Origin of the sequence: Glycomyces tenuis DSM 44171 (assembly GCF_000427885.1) — a bacterium.
Lineage (GTDB): Bacteria > Actinomycetota > Actinomycetes > Mycobacteriales > Micromonosporaceae > Glycomyces > Glycomyces tenuis.
Genome location: NZ_ATYW01000009.1, coordinates 80344 through 100626 on the forward strand (window position 1 = coordinate 80344; position 20283 = coordinate 100626).

General features: G+C 70.5%; 15 protein-coding genes. 5 read left to right on the plus strand and 10 right to left on the minus strand.

Annotated features, from left to right (window positions below):
• Window positions 1–10: 10 nt before the first annotated feature.
• The 7 genes from YWW_RS0112015 to YWW_RS29955 are packed head-to-tail and all read right to left on the minus strand — an operon-like array spanning window position 11 to window position 12759.
• Complete coding sequence (locus YWW_RS0112015; RefSeq protein WP_035704431.1) at window positions 11–1897, minus strand: glycoside hydrolase family 127 protein; 1887 nt, start codon at window positions 1895–1897, stop codon at window positions 11–13.
• Entirely contained in the window at window positions 1894–2718 is an 825-nt protein-coding gene (locus YWW_RS0112020; RefSeq protein WP_035699207.1) for a carbohydrate ABC transporter permease, read from the minus strand. The genes YWW_RS0112015 and YWW_RS0112020 overlap by 4 nt, the downstream gene beginning before the upstream one ends.
• Window positions 2715–3584: a carbohydrate ABC transporter permease gene (locus YWW_RS29940; RefSeq protein ID WP_051325704.1), complete on the minus strand. Its 870-nt coding sequence runs from the start codon at window positions 3582–3584 to the stop codon at window positions 2715–2717. Before YWW_RS29940 ends, YWW_RS0112020 begins: the two co-directional genes overlap by 4 nt.
• 13 nt (window positions 3585–3597) lie before the next feature.
• Window positions 3598–4899, minus strand: coding sequence for an ABC transporter substrate-binding protein (locus tag YWW_RS0112030; RefSeq protein WP_026930313.1), 1302 nt, complete (start codon window positions 4897–4899; stop codon window positions 3598–3600).
• Window positions 4900–4949: 50 nt separating this feature from the next.
• Window positions 4950–7604 carry a beta-L-arabinofuranosidase domain-containing protein gene (locus YWW_RS29945; RefSeq protein WP_051325705.1) on the minus strand — a complete coding sequence of 885 codons (2655 nt, stop codon included), beginning with the start codon at window positions 7602–7604 and terminating at the stop codon, window positions 4950–4952.
• Window positions 7601–8647 carry a family 43 glycosylhydrolase gene (locus YWW_RS29950; RefSeq protein WP_051325706.1) on the minus strand — a complete coding sequence of 349 codons (1047 nt, stop codon included), beginning with the start codon at window positions 8645–8647 and terminating at the stop codon, window positions 7601–7603. Before YWW_RS29950 ends, YWW_RS29945 begins: the two co-directional genes overlap by 4 nt.
• A 26-nt stretch (window positions 8648–8673) precedes the next feature.
• On the minus strand, window positions 8674–12759 hold the full coding sequence (locus YWW_RS29955) for an Ig-like domain-containing protein (RefSeq protein ID WP_081687409.1): 4086 nt from the start codon (window positions 12757–12759) through the stop codon (window positions 8674–8676).
• Between the two features lie 260 nt (window positions 12760–13019).
• On the opposite strand from YWW_RS29955, the gene YWW_RS0112050 reads away from it, so the two are divergent.
• A complete protein-coding gene (locus tag YWW_RS0112050) occupies window positions 13020–14048 on the plus strand; it encodes a LacI family DNA-binding transcriptional regulator (RefSeq protein ID WP_026930314.1) in 1029 nt (342 codons plus the stop codon).
• 63 nt (window positions 14049–14111) lie between these two features.
• A complete protein-coding gene (locus YWW_RS0112055) occupies window positions 14112–14945 on the plus strand; it encodes an aldo/keto reductase (RefSeq protein ID WP_026930315.1) in 834 nt (277 codons plus the stop codon).
• A 90-nt stretch (window positions 14946–15035) separates the two neighbouring features.
• Here the strand turns inward: YWW_RS0112055 and YWW_RS0112060 are convergent, their stop codons facing one another.
• On the minus strand, window positions 15036–15626 hold the full coding sequence (locus YWW_RS0112060; protein ID WP_026930316.1) for a DNA-3-methyladenine glycosylase I: 591 nt from the start codon (window positions 15624–15626) through the stop codon (window positions 15036–15038).
• Window positions 15627–15913: 287 nt separating this feature from the next.
• Here YWW_RS0112060 and YWW_RS0112070 point away from each other — a divergent pair, with 287 nt between their 5' ends.
• Genes YWW_RS0112070 through YWW_RS0112080 form a run of 3 tightly spaced genes read left to right on the plus strand, consistent with a single transcriptional unit; the run spans window position 15914 to window position 18898 of the window.
• Complete coding sequence (locus tag YWW_RS0112070; RefSeq protein ID WP_051325707.1) at window positions 15914–17206, plus strand: cytochrome P450; 1293 nt, start codon at window positions 15914–15916, stop codon at window positions 17204–17206.
• Between the two features lie 54 nt (window positions 17207–17260).
• On the plus strand, window positions 17261–18028 hold the full coding sequence (locus YWW_RS29960; RefSeq protein ID WP_051325708.1) for a class I SAM-dependent methyltransferase: 768 nt from the start codon (window positions 17261–17263) through the stop codon (window positions 18026–18028).
• 33 nt (window positions 18029–18061) lie between these two features.
• A complete protein-coding gene (locus YWW_RS0112080; protein WP_026930319.1) occupies window positions 18062–18898 on the plus strand; it encodes a class I SAM-dependent methyltransferase in 837 nt (278 codons plus the stop codon).
• Window positions 18899–18913: 15 nt separating this feature from the next.
• On the opposite strand, the gene YWW_RS0112085 is transcribed toward YWW_RS0112080, so the two are convergent.
• Complete coding sequence (locus YWW_RS0112085) at window positions 18914–19534, minus strand: VOC family protein (RefSeq protein WP_026930320.1); 621 nt, start codon at window positions 19532–19534, stop codon at window positions 18914–18916.
• Window positions 19535–19585: 51 nt separating this feature from the next.
• Window positions 19586–20047 carry a PPC domain-containing DNA-binding protein gene (locus tag YWW_RS0112090; protein WP_026930321.1) on the minus strand — a complete coding sequence of 154 codons (462 nt, stop codon included), beginning with the start codon at window positions 20045–20047 and terminating at the stop codon, window positions 19586–19588.
• Window positions 20048–20283: the final 236 nt, after the last annotated feature.

Consider the following 20283-nt stretch of genomic DNA (forward strand, 5'->3'; position numbering starts at 1 on the left):
CCGCTTCCCTCTATTCGGTCGGCAGCCAGACCCGCATCGTGGCCGGTTCCCTCGTGGCCCGCAGGTGGAACGGGATGAGCCCGACCTCGACGGCCTCGCGTCCGGTCTCGGGGCCCGGATCCGGCCCGTACGGCCAGGCGTCGGCGCTCCGGTGGACGTGGCCTGCGACGGTCACCGCGCCGTCGTGCCCGACCGGGGCCTTGCCCGCGTCCACGGTCAGCTCGGCGACGTCCGCCCCGCCGGGCAGGTCGACCGACTCGGCGCACAGCACGAGCGGGCCCTGCTCGACGGCGACGCAGCCGCGCACCGCGTCGATGCGCGGGTCCGGCCTGGTCCAGCGCGGCGCCACCGGCAGTTCCAGGCGCACCGTGTCGCCGACGGCGAAGTCGGCCGTGACGCTCACCGCGCCGGGCTCGACCTCGCGCCGCTCCCCCGACGGCCCGGTCAGCACCGCGCCCTCGGCCCAGGACGGCACCCGCAGGCCGAGCGTCCACTCGCCGGCCTCGTTGCGCTCGACGCGGACGGCGATCGTGCCGCTGTCGGGGTAGTCGGCCTCGACGGCGAGCTCGACCGGCCCGCCCGCCAGCTCGGTGGCGACGGACGCGGGCATGTACTGGTGGATCTGGAGTCCGGCCTCGTCGGCGGTGGCGACGTACGCCGAGAGGGAGGCGAAGGTGCGGGCCAGGTTCGTCGGGCAGCACGAGACGTCGAACCAGGGCGCGCGCCGCCCGCGCGCCGCCACGTGCGGCATGGCGCGGTCGGCCGGAGGCTCGGGGTCGGCGGTGCGCTGGTGCAGCGGGTTGGCGTAGAAGAACGACTGCCCGTCCGGCGCGGCGGCGCCGGCCAGAATGTTCCAGGCGACCCGCTCGATCATGTCGCCGTAGGCGGTCTCACCCGTCGCCAGGAGCAGCCGCCACGCCGTCATCACCGCGGCGACGCCGGCGCACGACTCGGCGTAGGCCCGGTCCGGCGAGAGCGAGAAGTCCTCCCCGAAGGCCTCGTCGCTGTAGCGCGAGCCCATGCCCCCGGTGAGGTGGGTGCGCCTGGCGAGGGTCCGGTCCCATTGGCGGCGGACGGCTTCGAGCAGCTCGCCGTCGCCGGTCTCCACCGCGACGTCGATCGCGCCCGAGGCGAGGTAGAGCGCGCGGACCGCGTGGCCGCGCAGCACCTCGGCCTCGCGCACCGGCACGTCGTCCTGGGAGTACTCCGGCCCGGGACCGCCCCGGCCGAGGGTGTCCCGGCCGTATCGGTCGATGAAGGCCTTCGCCTGGTCGAGGTACCGCCGCTCGCCGGTGGCGCGGCCGAACTCCGCCAGCGCGACCTCGATCTCGGCGTGGCCGTCGAGGCGTTCGAGGCCGCCGGGCCCGAACACGTCGCAGACGTGGTCGGCGACCTTGCGGGCGATCTGGACGAAGCCGTCCTCGCCGCGGGTGCGCAGGCGCGCGACGGCGGCCTGGAGGAGGTGCCCGTAGCAGTACAGCTCGTGGCCCCATTCCAGGTTGGAGTAGCGAGGTTCCTGCCCGGGGTGCCCGAAGCGGGTGTTGAGGTAGCCGTCCGGTTCCTGGGCGGCGGCCATCCGCTCGGTGAGGCGGGCGAACTCCTCCTCCAGCCCGGGCGAGCCGGTGCGGCCGATCTCCCAGGCCATGGCCTCGGCGAGCTTGTAGACCTCGGAGTCGGAGAACTCGCGTCCGGCGCGCTCGAACGGCTCGCCGGAGGCGGCCTTCTCGAAGTTGGCGATCCAGCCGAGTTCCTCGAGCCAGTGGAGGCAGTGCCGGATCTGGACCTCGGCGTTGGTCCGCTGCCTGCGGCCCCAGTACCCGCCGGTGATCCGGACCTCGTCGATCCCCAGCGGGCGCAGTGCCCCTCGGGAGGGCAGTACCGGTATGGACTTGTTCATCCTTTGATTGCTCCTGACATGAATCCTCGGACATAGTGACGTTGCAGCAGCGCGAAGAGCACCAGGCAGGGCAGGGCCATGACGACCACGCCCGCCTGGGTGGCGCCGAAGTCGACGGCTCCCATCGACTGCTGGCGGAGGTTGGCGATCGCCACCGGCAGCACGGCCTTGTCGGCGTCGCTGACGAGAATGAGCGGCGCGATGAAGTCGTTCCAGGCGGCCAGGAACGAGAACAGGCCGACGGTGATCAGGCCGGGCCACACGGCGAACAGCATGATGCGGGTGAGGACGCGCAGCGAGCCGCAGCCGTCCACCATGGCCGACTCCTCGATCTCCTTGGGCACCGCCTCGAAGGAGATGCGCATCATGAACACCGCGAACGGCAGCTGGTAGAGGGTGAGGACGAGCGCGAGCCCGAACAGGGAGTTGCGCAGTCCTATGTCGCCCAGCTGGGTGTAGAGCGGGATCAGCAGGGTGCTGTAGGGCACCATGAGGATCGCGATGGTCAGCAGGAACAGCGTGTCGCGCCCGAAGAACTTGAAGCGCGCGAAGGCGTAGCCGCCCAGGAACGACAGCAGGAGCGTGAACGCCACCGTCAGCACCGACACGTAGGCGCTGTTCCACAGGTAGCGCAGCAGCCCCGAGTCGTATTCGAGCAGGGTGGCGTAGTTGCCGAAGCCGAAGCCGTCCTGCTGGTTCGTGGCCCCGTGGGGCGCGACGGAGGCGTACCCCGTCCACAGCAGCGGGAACAGGAACAGCACGGCCAGGCCGCCGCCCAGCACGTAGAACGAGGTCGTGCCCCAGATTCCGCGGCGCGTCATCGGTCCCTCCTCAATGCCCGGAACTGGGCGATGTTCAGCACCAGCAGCGCCAGGAGCACCACCACGGAGACGGCCGCCGCGGCGCCGAGGTCGAAGCGCTGGAACGCCTCGCGGTAGATCAGCTGCACCACGGTGACGGTGCTGTTGTCCGGCCCGCCCTTGGTGAGGATGAAGAACTGGTCGAACGCCAGGAGCGATCCGGTGATGCTCAGGATGAGCACCAGTCCGAGCGCGGGGCGCAGCAGCGGCAGCGTGATGTGCAGAAACGACTGCCAGCGGCTCGCGCCGTCGAGCCGGGCGGCCTCGTAGACGTCGGGCGGGATGGCCTGGAGGCCCACCAGGAAGATGATCATGAAGAAGCCGGCGAACTTCCACACGATGAGCACGACGGTGGACAGCAGCGCCATGTTCGGCGTGCCGAGCCACGAGATCGGCTCGTCGGTGATGCCGAGCCCTTGCAGGATCGGGTCGAGCGGGCCGATGGCCGGGCTGTAGAAGCCGAAGAACAGGAGCGAGGCCGAGGCCAGGCCGAGCGTGGTCGGCAGGAAGTAGGCGGTCCGGAGGAAGCCGGTGCCCTTCCTGGTGCCGGACACGAGCACGGCCAGGCCGAGCGAGAGGGCCACCAGGATGACCACGACGATGCCGGTGTATTTCAGGGTGAAGCCGACGGCGGGCCAGAACAGGCGGTTGTCGCCGATGGCGGTGTAGTTGTCGGGGAGGTTGACCCCGAGGTCGCCGGCCAGCAGCGGCCAGTCGGACGCCGACATGCGTCCGACCAGCAGCAGCGGCGCGACGAAGAAGACCAGCACGAACAGCGCCACGGGTGCCGCGTAGGCCGCGCCGGCCAACTTGCGCGAATATCGCATATGGAGTTTCGTCCTAACCGCTCAGCGAGTCCGTGATCGCGTCGTTGAGGGCGCTGAGGTCGGCGTTCGGGTCTCCGTACACCGCCTCTCTGACCAGCGGCAGCCACGGCCCCTGCGGGTCGTTGAAGGTCTGCCCGAAGTTCTGCGAGTACGGGGTGCGGCCGATGGCGACCAGGTCGTTCATGACGACGGCGTTCGGGTTGTCCGCGTAGTGCTCGTTGTCGGCCAGGTCGGTGCGGGCCATGATGTCGCCGTTCGCGGCCAGGACGTCGATCTGCGTCTCCTCCTCCAGGCTCCAGCGCAGGAAGTCCCACGCCTGGTTGGGGTGCTCGGAGTTGGCGCTGATGCCGATGGAGTCGCCGCCGACGAAGGTGGACTGGCCGCCGCTGGGACCGGGGATGGGCGCGACGCCCATGTTCAGGTCCTCGGGCATGAGGCCGAGCATCGTGGAGGGCATGGGCATGACGCCGATGTTCCCTTCGGGGAACAGGCCGGTCCAGGTGGCGCCGGGTTCCTCGGCGTGTCCGGGGGCGACGGCGCCGTCCTCGACCAGGCCCCGCCAGATCGAGTAGACCTCCTGGGCCTCGGGTGAGTCCAGGAGCGACTCGGTGCCGTCCTCGTTCATGACCTCGGCGCCCTCGGCCCAGATGGACGGCCACCACGTGAAGACGTAGCAGCCGCCGCAGTTGCCGCCGAAGAAGGTGCCGTGGATGTCCTCGCCGAGCTCGCTGATCGCGCGGGCGTGCTCGGCGAACTCGGCGAGCGTGGCCGGCGGCTGCTCGGGGTCGAGGCCGGCCTGCTCGTACAGGTCCTTGTTGTAGAACAGGACCGACAGGTCGAGGGTGTGCGGGACCAGGTACTTCCGCTCGTCGACGGTGCCGACGTCGATGTGCGAGGGGGCGAGCGCGTCGGCGTACTCGAGCGAGTCGATCCGGTCGGTGATGTCGAGGTAGGCGCCCGCGGAGGTGAACCGGGGCGCGAACACGACGTCGATGGCGAACAGGTCGGGCAGCTCCTGGTTCCCGGCGGCGGTGCCCACGCGCGTCTGGTAGTCGTCGGTCGGGATGACCGACAGCTCCACCTGGTTCTCGTGGGTGGCGTTGTAGGCGTCCACGAGCGCCTGCGACTGGGCCTCGGTGGCGGCCCTGGTCCACATGGTGAGGGTGGTGCCGTCGTCGACGCCCTCGAGGACGACCTCCTGGTCGCCGCCGCCTCCGCTCCGGCCGTCGCCGCAGGCGGCGGCGAGCAGCGCGACGGCGGTGGCCGCCGCGACCGCCGAGGCGGCGCGCCGAGCCGGGCGCTTGTCGAATCTCATGATGACCTGTGCTCCTAACGGTAAGGGATCAAAGGGGTTCGGGCGGTGGGCTATCGCCTCCGCCAGTACAGGTGGTACGGCTCGCCGTTCGCGATGTGGAACGGCGCGAAAGTGCGGCCGTCGGCGGTGAAGTGCAGCGGCTCCTCGCCGGGTTCGAACGCCGCTTCGAGGTCCTCGCCGACGGCGAGGTCGATCAGGCCGGTCTCGAGGTCGTCGCCGACGGCCTCGTGCTGGATCGCCAGCAGTGTCGGCCCGTAGTAGACGGACTGGACGGTCGGGTCGTCGACGGCCGCCTCGGTGTGGAGGCGCAGCGGCATCGACACGTCGACGACGTCGCCGTCCCTCCAGCGGCGGCTGATCGCGGCGTACGTGCCGGGTTCGGCGTCGATCTCCTGGTCTTCGCCGTTGACGGCGACGGTGAACTCGCTCGCCCAGGCGGGGACGCGGAGCGCCAGGGCGAACCGGCCTCTGCCCCTGCCGTTCAACGTGAGGCGGCTGGCGCCGTCGTAGGGGTAGTCGGTCGACTGCCGGACGGTGAGGCGGCGGTCGGGCCAGTCGAGTTCGGAGGCCGTGTAGAGGTTGACGTAGAGGGTCGTGCCGTCGGCGGCGGCGAAGTAGACCGAGTCCTGGTATTTGGTGTGGTTCTCCATGCCGGTGCCGCCGCAGCAGGTGCCGGTGTTGCCGTACTGGCGCCACCGGCCGGGGCGCACGGGCACGAAGTAGGTGACCTCGGGGCCGGTGGTGCTGTCGGCGTCGCGCCGGGAGGCGAGGATCTGGTTGTACAGGGCCCGCTCGTAGTACTCCATGTACTTCGCGTCCTCGGTGTGGAAGAACAGGTTCCGCGAGAGTTTGAGCATGTTGTAGACGGTGCAGGTCTCGGCGTGGTTGGGGTCGTTCGGGTACTGGTAGAGCGAGCCGGCGATGACGTCCCGGGCGCGGAAGATCTCGCCGACGCCGGTGCCGCCGTGGCTGTAGGCGCGGTGGGGCACCACCATGTCCCAGAAGTTCTCGGCGGCGGTGCGGTAGTCCTCCCCCTCGCCTCGCTCGTACATGCGCAGGTAGCCGGTGAACTGCGGGACGTGCTGGTTGGCGTGCTTGCCGTCGAGGCTGTCGACGCCCGCCGCGGTGTCGGCGAGCAGCGCGGTGTTGTCGAACAGCTTCGCGGTCTCGAGGAACTCGGGCCGGTCGGGGCGGAGCCCCGCGAGGCTCGCCAGGCTCTCGTTCATGCCGCCGTACTCGCCGGCGATGTAGATGGACCACATGCGGTCGAGGCTCTCGCGCGGCAGCGCCGAGAGCCGGGAGTGGATCCATTCGCCCATGCCGGCGGCGATGTCGAGGGCGGTGGCGTTCCCGGCGAGGCGGTGGGCGTCGAGGAGCCCGGCCATGATCTTGTGGCAGGTGTAGTAGGGCGCCCAGATCCCGGCGTTGCCGCCGTAGGCGGCGAACTCCTCGAGCCGGATGAACTGGGTCTCGGGGTAGGCGGCGAGGAAGCCGGGGTGGCGTCCGCCGTCGGTGGGGGCGATGACGCGGGCGTCGCGGCCGTTGCCGGAGGCGTCGGCGGCCACCGGTCCTGGCTGGTCGTCGAAGCGGTACCAGGCGACGTTGCCGCCCTCGCCTTCGCCGGCGGCGAGCGCGGCGACGCGGTCGGCGTCGAGGGCGCTGTCGAAGACGGCGAACTCGTCCACGGTGGCGCCCAGGTATTGGACGCTCCCCTGCGGGTACTGGCCGCGGCCGATCCAGTTGGCGGCGGTCGCGCCGAGCTCGGCGGGGGTGAGCGCGACTTCGGCGGTCCCGGCGGCGACGCCGTTGACGTACAGGGCGGCGGTGCCGCCGCCGAGGGTCACGGCCAGGTGCGTCCACTCCCCCGTCGGCAGCGGCGCTGCGCCGGTGACGCCCTGTTCGGCGTCGGCGCCGCCGGTGGTGATCGTGAAGCGCGGGTACGGTTCGTCGTCGCTCGCGCGCACGGTCAGGCACATGTGCGCCTCGGCGCCGGAGCCGAAGTCGAAGACCTTCGCGCCGTTCGCGAGCGAGGCGGGGTCCTGGTTCGGGTCGGGCAGGTCTTCGGGGTCGACGGCCGCGAGCTCGATCCAGGCGGCGACCGTGATCTCGCTCAGGCCGTCGACGAGGCCCTCGGGCAGCGCGAGGTGCTCGGCGTGTCCGAGGGGCGATCCGCTCAGGCGGATCGCGGTGCCGCTGCGGCCCTCGACGCGGGGCGTCGGCTCGGCCGCGGCGGCGGCCAGCGCGGTCTGGCATTCGGCGAGGCCGTCCACCAGGTATGCGAGTTTGCGGAGGTAGGTCTCGTCGCCCGAGCCGGCGTAGGCCTGGGCGAGCATGCTCAGGAAGTGGCCGCTGTAGTGGCCTCTGAGGTAGCCGGTGGCGTTGTCCCAGCTGCCGGGCGGTGAGGAGCCGTCGGGGAGGTCGATGCCGGCGGCGGCCCGGAAGTTGTGGAGCATCCGGTCCGGTCCGGCGAGTTCGCCGCGGTCGGCCTCGTAGCCGAGCGCGTAGCCGAGCATCCGGTCGCGTTTGGCGGTGAAGACGCTGTCGTCGAGCGTGACCTGGTCGAGGCCGAACGGCTCGACTCGCCGCGGGTTCGCCTTCGGCGGCTGCGCGGTGGCGGCTTCGCTCGTCAGCGCCGCGACGGTCGGCGCGGCGGTGGCCAGGGCGCCGAGTCGCAGCGCGGTCCTTCTGGAGACAGGGAGGCTCATGCCCCGTCACCTCCTGTGGTCTGGTCGACTTTCCGGATGGTGCCGTCGGGGTTGAAGTAGAGCTCGTCGATGGCCACGGAGCGGCGGAAGTTCCCGCCGCCGGGCGCGTCGGCGGTGTGGTAGACCATCCACCACTGGCCGTCGAACTCCATGATGGCCGGGTGGTTGGTCGTGGAGGTGACCTGGCCGAGGACGACGCCGCGGTGGGTCCAGGGGCCGGCGGGGTCATCGGCGGTGGCGTAGCGGACGCACGCGTACGAGGAGCTGGTGACGCAGTCGGATCCGGCGTTGGAGGCGTAGGCCATGTAGTAGGTGCCGTTCCGCTCGAAGATCCACGGGGCCTCCCAGAAGTCGGTCAGGCCCTGCGGGGTCGTGACCGGGCTCGCCAGGGAGGTCATGTCCTGGTCGAGCAGGGCCATGCGCGGCTGCCAGTAGGAGCCCCAGTACAGGAGGATCCGGCCGTCGTCGGCGATGTGGACGGTCGGGTCGATGTTGAGCGCCGAGGAGTTCGGCGTGGCGTCGGAGACGAGCGGGGCGCCGATGGCGTCCTCGTAGGGCCCGAGCGGGTCGTCGGCGACGGCGACGCCGATGTTCATCCAGCCGTCGTCGGTGTTCCCGTCGACGGAGACGAACCAGTAGTACCGGCCGTCGGGTCCTTGGACGACTTCGGAGGCCCAGGCGTTGGCGCCGGCCCAGTCGAAGGTCTCGAGGGAGAGGACGGCGCCGTGGTGGGTCCAGGCGGCGGGGTCGTTGTCGGGTGCGGTGGAGGAGAAGGCGTGCCATTCGTCCATGACGAACGCCTGCTGGCCGGGGGCGGCCTCGTCGCGGCCGGTGAAAATGTAGGCGGTGTCGCCGACGACGAGCGTGGCGGGGTCGGCGGTGTAGATGTCGGTGACGATCGGGTTGGCGGCGGCGCCCGCGTCGGCGGACTCGGTGGTCTGCGCCTGCGCGGCGAGGGCGGTCTGGAGGGCCCCTGCGAGGGCCGCCGCCGAGGCGGCGGCGAGCAGGATCCTCGTTCTGGGTCGCTTCGCGGACTTCAGCATGGCTTGCTCCTTGTGCCGGTCGGAGTTCAGCTGGGTTCGATGACGGTGACGACGGCTTCGGCGGCCAGTGAGGTGCCGTCGACGGTGCCGCCCACGGTGAAGGCGCCCGGTTCGGCGTACTGCGAGGGGTCGATGCCGTCCCAGGTCACGGTGGTGGTGACGTTGTCCTTGGAGCCGTCGTTGTAGACGGCGGTGACGGTGGCGGGCAGCTGCGGTGGGCTGCCGGCGACGGTGGTGACCTCTTCGGCCTCCAGGGCGGTGATCTCGACGTCGTCGTGGAGTCTGACGTGGACGGTGGCGCTCGCGTCGAGGGCGAGCCCGGTGACGAGGCCGCCCACCTCGGTGCTGGTGGCCGGTTCGGCGACGTCGTCCTCGCCGATCTGCTGCCACACGACGGGGAGGTCGAGGCGGGTGCCGTCGGCGTAGACGCAGGTGACGGTGGAGGGCAGTTCGGGGACGACTCCGGCGACGGTGGGCTGGTGGACGTGCCGCACCGATGCGGGGGCCTCGGCGAAGACCTTCCATTCGAGGACGCCGACGGAGGCGCCGTCGCTCTGGAGGACGGCTCTGAGGCCGGTGGTGGTCACCGGGTCGAACGCGACCTGGTTGTACTGGTCGGTCTCGACGCCGTAGGGGCCGTCGGCGGCCACGTCGACCCATTGCTCGCCGTCGCGGTACTGGAGGGTCCACGAGCCCGGGGCGCGCACGCCGCCGCCGTCGTCGAAGAAGTACATGTCGGCGGACTCGACGCGCACGGGCGTGTCCCAGTCGAGCTGGACCCACTGCTCGCCCTGCTCGGGCCAGGTGCCCCAGCGGGGGTTGGTGCCGTCGTTGGAGCGCGGCGGCTCGATGCCGTCGTTGACGGCGTCGGCGTTCTCCCACGAGGAGGTGTAGGACGCCGTGGCCTCGGCGACGGTGGCGACGTTGACGCGGTCGTCCGGCGGCGCGACGGTGAGGGCCACGGTCGAGGAGGCCTGCCGCTCGCCGTCGTCGGCGGTCAGCTGGAGCGTGTACTCGCCCGCCTCGGTGAAGGTGGCGACGGTGGTCGCGGCGGCGGGGTCGTCGAAGACGACCGAGCCCGGCCCGTCGACGAGGGACCACTGGCTGGTCAGCTCGCCGCCGGAGGGCAGGCCGTCGTCTTTGACGGTGCCGGTGAGCGCGGCCTGGAGGGGTTGGCGGAACGTCTGGTCGTGGCGGGCGACGACGTACGGCGTCGCGTTCTCGGCGGCGGGGACGTCCGCTTTGGAGCGGAAGGCCTGGAACTCCTTGAGGCCGGTGGCGTGGCCCGCCTGGTGGTCCATGACGACGCGGATGCGGTCGGTCGTGACGTCGTCGAAGGTGATCTGGTTGTAGTTGGCCTGCGGGATGGCCGGTTCGGCGGCCTGGCCGGTGACGGGCACCCAGTCGGTGCCGTCGTGGTACTCGATCCGGTAGGTCTCGGGTTCCAGCAGGCCGTCCGCGGTTCGGTCGCGGTAGAAGTAGAGCCGGACGCGGTCGACGTGCTCGGCCTTGTCGAATGCCACTTCGTACCAGTCGGTGTCGTTGCCGGACCCGGCGCTGCTCCAGTACGGGGCGTTGACGGTGGTGCCGTCGACGGCGCCGTCGACGCTGGTGCCCTCGGCGGTGTGGGAGGCCGAGGCGGTGGCGCCTTCGGCGAGGTTCTCGGCGTCGCCGGTGAGGTCGGCGCCGGCCTTGGCGAACACGTCGACCACGCGGCCGTCGAGTTCGACGTCCTGGGGGGCCGCCATGTCGGGGGCGGGCCGGCTGTAGAGGACCTCGCCTTCGCCGCCGGTGAGTTCGACCTGGCCGTTCTGCGGGTTCCACACGGCCGGGGCGAGGCTGTCGAGGGTGAAGGCCCGTTCGCCGTCGACGTAGACCGAGTAGCCCTCGGGCACACCGGGGTAGTGGACGGTGCCGTCGCCGGGCTCGTCCCAGGTGATGGTGAGGTCGGAGCCCCGGTAGCGCAGGTGGTTGACGGTGAAGTGGTCCCAGCCGATGTCGATCGGCGAGAGCTCGACGGCGTTGTCGGTCCTGGGCCTCAGGCCCATGGCGTCCTCGACGAAGGTCCAGATGCTCGAGCCGAGCGTGGTGTGGTGGATCCAGGAGCGGTAGTCGATCTGCTGGGTGTCGGGGTTCCAGTCGGCCCAGAACTCGTTGGCGTCGGGCCAGGCGGTGTCGCCGCCGATGTAGGAGGCCCAGGCGTTCCAGTAGAGCAGCGCCTTGTAGTCCTCGGCGGTGATCGCGTCGGTGTCGTAATCCCGCAGCACCGAGGAGAACAGGCGGAACTGGACGGTGGAGTTGATCTGGGAGAAGTTGTTCGAGCCGGGGAAGCCGGCCTCGGCGGCCTCGGCCTTGTCGGCCTGGTTCGCGGTGTAGAAGGGGAACAGCGGGTACTCGGCCGGGTCGGCGAACAGGCGCAGCGCCTCGGTGTAGGGCTCCTCGTTGGGGACGGCGCCGACCGAGAAGGGGTAGTAGTTGTTGATCTCCTTCCACGGGACGTGGTCGCCGGTCTCGGTGTGGACGTGTTCGAACAGCTGCGTCTCGGGGTTCCACAGGACGTCGGTGATGGCGCCTTGGATGTTGTCGGCGATCTCGCGCATCTCGGCGGCGTCGGCCTCGTCTCCGAGGAGCTCGTAGGCTTCGGCGGCGGCGAGGGCGCCGGAGTACTGGTAGGCGGATTCGGCGCGGTCGAGGTTGCCCTCCCTCCAGTGGAAGGAGACCGCGTCGGCGTCGTTGCCGGTCATCGCGCCCCAGTCGTACTCGATGAGCCAGTTGTCGTCGGTGTCGAAGGTCTCGAGTTGGCCTCTGACGTCGCCTTCGGCGTAGCGGGCGAGGTTCTCGACGATCGGCGTCTGGCCGCCGTGGATCTGGTAGCTGCGCCAGGCGGCCTCGGCGATGTACTGGGTGTAGGAGTTCGACCAGTTCTCCGGGTCGCCGGGGTTGTCCATGAAGCGCCCGCCTCCGGAGCTCTCGCCGGTGGAGACCCACGGCCCGTACGAGTAGACGGGGTTCCTCAGGTACTTGAGGTCGTCGATGAACATCGGCACGGTCAACGCGATCGCGTTGTTGTAGCCGGTGACGCCCTCGATCGAGGTCGGGAACTGGAAGTCGTTGCCGGGGATGTCCGCGTCGAGGTAGTTGTAGCGCATCAGCCACCAGCGGTAGTAGATGAACTTCTTGATCTCCTCGTCGGGCACGTCGAAGTAGGGGATGTTCTCGGCCCACCAGCGGTTGTAGGTCTGGACGTGCTCGGCGAAGGCGTCGTCGGGGGCGGCGTCGCGGTAGGCGGTGTACTCGGTGGCCGATTCGGGGATCTCGTCGGTGATCATGCCGAGTTGGACCTTGATGGTGGCCGACTCCCCCGCGTCGAGGGCGAGCTCGCCGGTGAGCGCCCCGTCTTCGGGGGTCAGGCCGGTGCCCGAGAGGCGCGGGAAGACGGTGGTCAGGCGCTCGCCGCGGGAGTTCTGGACGTCCAGGACGCCGGTGAGCTCCTCGCCTTCGGCCTGCCAGGCGAAGTCGGAGCCGACGTGCAGGGGGACGGTGGCGGCGGCGCCGTTGTTGGTGACGGTGACGTTGGCGACCGCGACATTGTCGTGCGTGATGAACTTGTCCACTTCGGCGGTCAGGTTATCGCTCTCATGGACGCTGTGCCAGTGGCTGGGGGTCTGGCGGCGCTCGTCGAGGACCTCGGTGAATTCGGCGTCGCCGATGTCGATGGTGAAGCCGTCGGTGTTGCTGGCGCGGTCGAAGAAGGGGTCGTAATAGGCCAGCTGGCCGCCGAAGCCGATGACGCCGGGCTCGTGGACGCGCATGAGCAGCGCCCGGCCGCGGGTCATCAGCCACTGGTCGCCCGCGGGATCGGCGCCCTCGCGGGCGAGCAGGCGGTCCATCCAGAAGTCGGTGCCGTCGGCCTCGGCCTCGAACATGGCGGGCATCATGCCGTCCACGGTGTACTCGGCGGGCTCGTCGGGGACGGCGTCGCCGCCGGTGAACTCGGGGAATCCGATGGTCTGCTCGGCTTCGGCCCGGTCGCAGGCGGCCATGAGGCCGGCGGCGAGGACGAGCGTGGCGGTGGTGGCGAGGAGTCGGGTGGACGGATGCGTGGGCGCCATTGCGTGCCTCCGTGGGAGCGGCAGGTCGAATCGGGGGAAGGCCGAAAATAACCGAAAACCTTTTCGGGTATGCTGCTGAACGAAATGCTATGGCCTCACAGCGGTCGTTGTCAATGCATTGATCCCAGTGAATTGCAGCCGCGAGGAGACGGCGGGCGTCGCCCCGCCGAAAGGCGGGACGGCAAACTTTCCGCTCGTCGGCTACAGTCGACGCGTCGGCGCCCGAGTCTCGGCGCGCGACCGGCACGAAGGAGGACGTGATGGCCAGACCGAGCGGTTCGCGCGGCGCCCGCACCGCGACGTTGTCCGATGTGGCCAAATTGGCGGGCGTCTCGGTCGCCACGGCCTCCAAGGCCCTCAACGGCCGCAACCATGTGCACGCGCAGACCCGAGCGAGGGTGCTCGACGCGGCGGCGCAGCTGTCGTTCTCCCCCAATTCGCTGGCGCGCGGCCTGCTGGCCGGGCGGAGCGGGACGGTCGGGCTGCTCACCTCGGACCTGGTGGGCCGCTTCAGCCTGCCGATCCTCATGGGCGCCGAGGACGCCTTCGGCGCCGGTCAGGTGTCGGTGTTCCTGTGCGACGCGCGCGGAGACGCGATCCGCGAGCGCCACCACGTGCAGGCGCTGGTCAGCCGCCGGGTGGACGGGCTCATCGTGGTGGGCAGCAGCACCGATCCGCGCCCGCCGCTGGCCGATGCGGTGGACGTGCCGGTGGTCTACGCCTACGCGCCGTCCGAGGACCCGGAGGACCTGTCGATCGTGCCCGACAACGTGGGCGCGGGACGGATGGCCGTGGAGCACCTGATCGCCTGCGGGCGGACGAGGATCGCGCACATCAGCGGCGACCGGGACTACAGCGCGGCCAGGGACCGCGTGGCCGGGGCGACGGCGGCCCTCGATGACGCCGGGCTCGAGCCGGTGGGTCAGGTCTCGTACGGCACCTGGTCCGAGGGCTGGGGGCGCGCGGCGGCGGGGATCCTGCTGGACCGGCACCCCGAGGTCGACGCGGTGCTGTGCGGCAGCGACCAGGTGGCCCGGGGCGTGATGGACACGCTGCGGGAGCGGGGCCGGACCGTGCCCGACGACGTGGCGGTGATGGGCTTCGACAACTGGGAGGTCCTGACGACCGGCGCCAGGCCGCAGTTGACCAGTGTGGACATGAACTTGGAGGAGCTGGGTCGCACGGCGGCCCGGGCCCTGTTCGACGCCATCGACGACGAGCACGACCGCGGCGTGCGGACGATGCGGTGCCGCGTCGTGCTCCGAGGCTCGACGGCCCCGCTGAACTGACCGCCGCGAGCCGTCCGGCGTTGGTACCGTTGCTCCGTTTGCGAGACGAAGGGACCACGGCAGATGACCTCGACGACGTTCGACATCGGCGGCGAGCTGACGGTGCGTCGCCTCGGATTCGGTGCCATGCACCTGATGCCCGCACCCGCGCCGGTTCGCGAGGCCTCCATCGCCGTCGCCCGCAAGGCGGTCGCGCTGGGAGTCACCCTGATCGACACGGCGCACATGTACAGCTGGGGCGGCAACGAGGAACTCCTGGCCGAGGCACTGCACCCCTACCCCGACGAGCTTCACATCGCCACCAAAGTGGGCGTCTCGCTCGTCGACGGCGAATGGCGCTACGACGGGCGGCCGCCGGTGCTCCGCGACGAGGTCGACCAGGCCCTCCGGCGCCTCCGCCTCGACCGCATCGAGCTGCTCCAACTGCACCGCATCGACCCGGACACCCCGCTCGCCGATCAGCTCGGCGTTCTCGGCGAACTTCGAGCGGAGGGCAAGATCGGCCACATCGGCCTGTCCGAGGTCACCGTCGACGAGCTCGATCGAGCGCGCTCGATCGTCGAGATCGCCAGCGTGCAGAACCGCTACAACCTGCTCGATCGGGAGCACGAGCCCGTGCTCGAGGCCTGTGAGGCGGCGGGGATCGCGTTCCTGCCCTGGCGGCCGGTGGCCGCGGGGAACTCCGGGGCGCGGGCCGAGGTGGCCGCCGTGGCCGCCGAACTCGGCGCGACCGCGACGCAGGTCGCTCTCGCCTGGCTGCTCGCCCGCTCCCCGGTGATCCTCCCGATTCCGAGCACCACCGGTTTCGATCACCTCGAGGAGAACCTCGCCGCCGCGCGCCTCGAACTGACACCGGACCACTTCGACCGCTTGGACCTGGTGTCCGAGCGGGGTTGAGGCCCGAGGGCGCCGCGAGTCCCACGATGGCGCCCGGTCCGGGTGACGGCGGCCCCCGGAACGGCCCGTCCCGACTCGCGGAGCGGCTCCTCAGCGGCCTTCGCTCTCCAGCGCGGAGGCCACGTGGCAGTCGGCCAGGTGGTCGTCGACCATGCCGACCGCCTGCATCATGGCGTAGGCCGTCGTCGGCCCCACGAAGCGGAATCCGTTCGCCTTCAACGCCTTCGACAGCGCCTTGGACTCCGGCGTCGTCGCCGGGACGTCGCCGACCGTCTTCGGGCGCTCCCGTCCGGCCGGGGCGAAGGACCAGATCAGCTCCGTCAAGCCGCCGCCGAGCTCCAGCGCGGCCTTCGCGTTGGCGATCGTCGCGGCGATCTTCGCCCGGTTGCGGATGATTCCCGCGTCGCCGAGCAGGCGCTCCACGTCGGCCTCGGTGTAAGCCGCCACCGCCTCGATCCGGAAGCCGTCGAACGCGGCCCTGAACCCCTCTCGCCGTCGCAGGATCGTCAGCCACGACAACCCCGATTGGAACGCCTCCAGGCTGATCCGCTCGAACAGCTCGTCGTCGCCGCGGAGCGGCCTCCCCCACTCGCCGTCGTGGTACTCGCGGTACAGCTCGGGCTCGGCTCCCCACGGGCATCGCGCCAGGCCGTCGGCCCCCACTATCACGCCGTCCTCCACATGGCCTCCTCTCTGCGGTGCCCGCTCGCGCAGGCGCTCTCGACGGTACGGCCGGGTTCCGACACTGCCGGGGCGCGACCGTCCTCATAGATGACCTCGATGGCTCGGCTCGGCCCCGGCACCCGCTGGACGCTGCCGTTCTGACAGTTGCGTGACATGGACAACAAAGGTTACGATTCGAACACTGTCGGCGACCCCACCCGCCGATGAGCTCTGGCCGAGTTGATCCCCATCGGGAGCTCACCGAGGACCAAAGCGACCCTTTGAGGTGACATATGAATACCAGCATGCCGATTCCGACCGTCTCGGGCGCCCGCCCGGTGGTCGGGCACGCCGTCGAGCTCACGCGCGACCCGCTGGGGCTCCTCCGCCGCGGCAGCCGCGAGCACGGCTCCATGTTCCGGCTGCGGCTCCCGTTGAAGGACACCGTCGTCCTCCTCGGCTCCGCGCACAACAAGCTCACCTTCGACGAGACCGACCGGAAGCTCTCGATCCGCACCGCCTACCCCTTCTTCCTGCGGATGTTCAGCCCGGACTTCTACTTCTTCGCGCCCTACGACGAGTACAAGCGCCAGCGCCAGGTGGTGCTGCCGCGCTTCCAGGGCCGCCAGCTCGACACCTACGTCGAGATCATGGAGCACGAGGCGGCGTCGTTCATGGACCGGCTCGGCAGAGAGGGCGAGTTCACCGTCCCCGACGGCTTCGGGCCGCTCATCATGCGCGTCGCGGCCCGCTCGTTCCTCGGGGAGCGCTTCGCCGAGACCACCACCGACTGGTTCGGGGAGTTCCGCCGCTTCTCCGAGGGCACCGACTTCGTCACCCCGGGCTGGCTGCCCGTCCCCCACCTGCTGCGCAGCCGCGCCGCGGGGCGGCGCATCCGCGAGCGGCTCCAGCGGATCATCGACGGGCGCCGGGCCCGGCCCGGCGACGGCGGGGACTTCCTGGACTACTTCGTCGAAGCCGAGTACGACGACGGGACGCCGGTGCCCGACGACATCCTCATCCACCTGATCATCATGCTGGTGTGGGCGGGCCACGAGACGACCACCGGACAGATCTCGTGGGGCCTGATCGACCTGATCCGGAACCCCGCCGAGCTCGAGCGGGTGCGCGAGGAACTCGACGGCCTCCCCGAGACCATGAACGCCAAGGAGGTCCGGCGCCTGGCGCATCTGGACCGGTGCCTCCACGAGTCCGAGCGGCTCCACCCCGTCGCGTCGATGACGGTCCGCAGCACCGTCGAGCCCATGGAGGTCGACGGGTACGAGATCCCGAGCGGCTCGATGGTGATGATCTCGCCGGCGATGACGCACCGCATGGAGGAGGAGTTCCCCGAGCCCGAGTCCTACAGGCCCGACCGGTACGTGGAGGAGCCCGAGCAGCTGCGGCGGCTCATCGGCTTCGGCGGCGGACTCCACCGGTGCCTGGGCATGCGCTTCGCCTACCTCGAGATGACGGTGGTGCTGGCGCGGCTGTTCCAGCGCTACGACTTCGAGCTGCTGAACACGGACCCGCAGCCGATCACCGGCCAGGGCGCCCGGTGGCCGGAGTCGACGAGGGTGGCCTACCGGCGCCGATGATCGCGGCGCGTAATTCGCTTGTCCGGACCGGCCAGCCCTGACATGGTGGGGCGCATGAGAACGGAACCCGCCTGGCACACGTTCGAGCGCGTCGCCGACTCCTACGACGAGGTGCTGCCGTTCTTCACCATGATCGGCGAAGCGCTCGTCGAGGCGCTCGACCCGGCACCGGGCACGCGGATGCTCGACGTGGGCGCCGGGCGCGGCGCACTGGTGGGCCCGGCGCTGCGGCGCGGATGCGCCGTCAGCGCCGTCGACGCGTCTGGAGCCATGGTCGCCCGGCTCCGAGCCGAGCATCCAGAAGCCGACGCGAGGGTCATGGACGCCCAAGACCTCGACTTCGCCGACGGGGCCTTCGAACTGGTCACCGCCGCGTTCGTGGTGCATCTGCTCGACGATCCGGCGCGCGGCGCGGCCGAGGCATTCAGGGTGCTCGCACCGGGAGGCCGGTTCGCGATGACCATCGGCGCCGCGCCGCTGCGGCCCGAGCCCACAGCGATCCAGGACGCGATGGACGCCCTGTTCGCCGAGTTCAGCGCGTACCTGCCTCCGGAGGGCGGCATGGGTTCGGCCATCGCTCCGCAGGAGCTGCTGGCCGAGGCCGGCTTCGTCGACGTCGAAACGCGCCACACCGAGGTCGTCATCGACGTCCCCGACGGCGACGTGCTCTGGGACTGGGCGCTCTCGCACGGGTACCGGGCGTTCATCGAGGACCTCCCCGCGGAGCGGCGGGAGGAGATGCGGCTGCGGATGCGGGTCGTACCCGGCCCGGGCGCGGTCATACAGCGCGCCAATCCGCTCCTGATCGGCCGCAAGCCTTAAGCAAACCCGACCCTACGACCACGGGATCACCATATGACGACCTTTCATGAAACCTGGGCCGAGTGGCTCGAGGCGAACCGCGCGATGTGGGACGAGCGCGTCCCCATCCACGCCGCGAGCGAGTACTACGACCAGGACGCCTTCCGCAAGGGCAAGGACGAGATCCGCGACTTCGAGGCCGCCGAGGTCGGCGACGTCACCGGAAAGCGGCTGCTCCACTTGCAGTGCCACATGGGACAGGACACGCTCTCCTGGGCCAGGCGCGGCGCGGCGAAGGTGGTCGGCCTCGACTTCTCCGAAGCCGCGATCGAGGTGGCACGCGGCCTGGCGGCCGAAGTCGGGATCGGACCCGACCGCGCCGAATTCGTCGTCTCGGACGTGTACGAAGCCGCCTCGGCCGTGCCGGACCCGGACTACGACATCGTCTACACCGGCATCGGCGCGCTCGACTGGCTGCCCGACGTACGGCGCTGGGCCGAGGTGGCCGCGTCGCTGGTCGCGCCGGGCGGATTCCTCTATCTCTCCGAGTTCCACCCGGTCACGCACGTGCTGGGCTGGGGCGAGGACAGGACCATCGAGTACGACTACTTCGACGCCTCGCCTCAGGTCACGGACGAGCCGGGCACTTATACCGATTTCAAGGCCGAGACGGTCAACAACCTCAGCTTCGAGCGGCTGCACACGCTCGGCGACATCGTCTCCGCGATCGCCGCCGCGGGCCTTCGCGTTGAGTTCCTCCACGAGTTCGACATGACGATGTTCCAGCGCTACGCGGGGCTCGAACGCGGCGAGGACGGCTGCTACCGCGCGCCGAAGGGGCAGCCGCGACTGCCGTTGATGTTCTCGCTCAAGGCGTCGCGGGCGGCCTGACCGCCCGACGGCCGCTCAGTGGAAGACGACCAGGCCCGTCTCGCCCAGCAGCGTCGCCGCCAGCGCCTGCCGGTTGCCCGGTTTGATCTGGAGGGTGGCGCCGATCGTCTTGAGGCGGTCCTCGACGGTCTCGGGCTCGGGATGGACGGCCTCGAGGCTGACCAGCGGCGCCACCGGCAGCTCGACGGACGGGTGCGGGGTGCGGCCCCAGTCGATGAGGAACGGGACGAGGCCCCGGTGCCCGTGCTCGTAGTCGAGCGTCAGCCGCCACCTGAGCTCGCCGCCGTCGGGGGTGTGGCGCGACATCACCCACGGCGTGCCTGGGTCGTAGCCCGCCTCACGCGCGGTCTCGACGGCCGCGTCGACGTTCTCGACCTGGACCGCCCAGGTCACCAGCCGCGCCTCGGTGAGCTCGTCGATCCCGAACGGCCGCGGGCGGGACGGTTCGCCTTGGTCGGGGTCGGGCCCGATGATCTCGAGGTAGGCGCCTTCGCCGAGGCCGAGCAGATGGTTGGCGGTGCCGAGGCCGGGGTGCCTGCCGCCGGGCGCGGGCTTCGTGCCGGTGAGGCGCGCCACCTCGGCGACGGTGGCGTCGAGATCGGGCGTGGCGAGGACGAGATGGTCGAGCGTAGACATGCGGTGAGTCTAGTATCGTTCCGCCTCATCCGTATCGGACTCGCGCGCGTGTCAGTCTTCGAAGGTCAGGACCGGCACGTCGTACAGGGCCCGGTTCTTGACCCGGCGCGCCTGGGGGGCGGTGACCTCCACGATGATCATCTCGGTGAGGAACTGCACGGTGGCGGCGAGCAGGTGGCTCGTGTAGCCAAGGGCTCCATGCTGTCTGGCGCCGACGCTGAGGTGGATGTGCGGCGACACCGTCTGACTCTCCTCGTCCCAGGCGAGGCTGCCGGCGCCGACGGCCTCGAGATTGGTGAGGTGGACGGCCGACCACACGGGGGCCTCGGGGTCCTCGGGTTTCTGGCAGGTTCCGGCGAGCTCGGCCTCGGACATCCCGGCGAGGAACAGCGGGATGTATCCCTGGCGGACGCCCGCCTCCTCGCATGCGCCGCGCAGCGCCTTGAAGAAGTCCTCGCCGTGTTCGAAGGTGACGGCTATGGTCCGTCCGATGTCAAGGGGCTTGAGCTTCAATGGACGCTCCTTCGGGTGGGGCGTGCTCGGACCGCTTCGCCCGAGACGTCCCGATGTCTTTGGGCGCACTGCGGTTCGGTGGTCGGACACGGTCGGGAGCGGCGTTGCTCCGGCGATGCCCGGCGCACGGCCGAGAGACCGGTTCCGGGCGCGACACGGCGGGGACGGTGTGGGTTCCGTGGTATCCCTGGCCTTCGGTCACCACACGCGGATGTCGCGTTCCAGTGTCTCCCAGC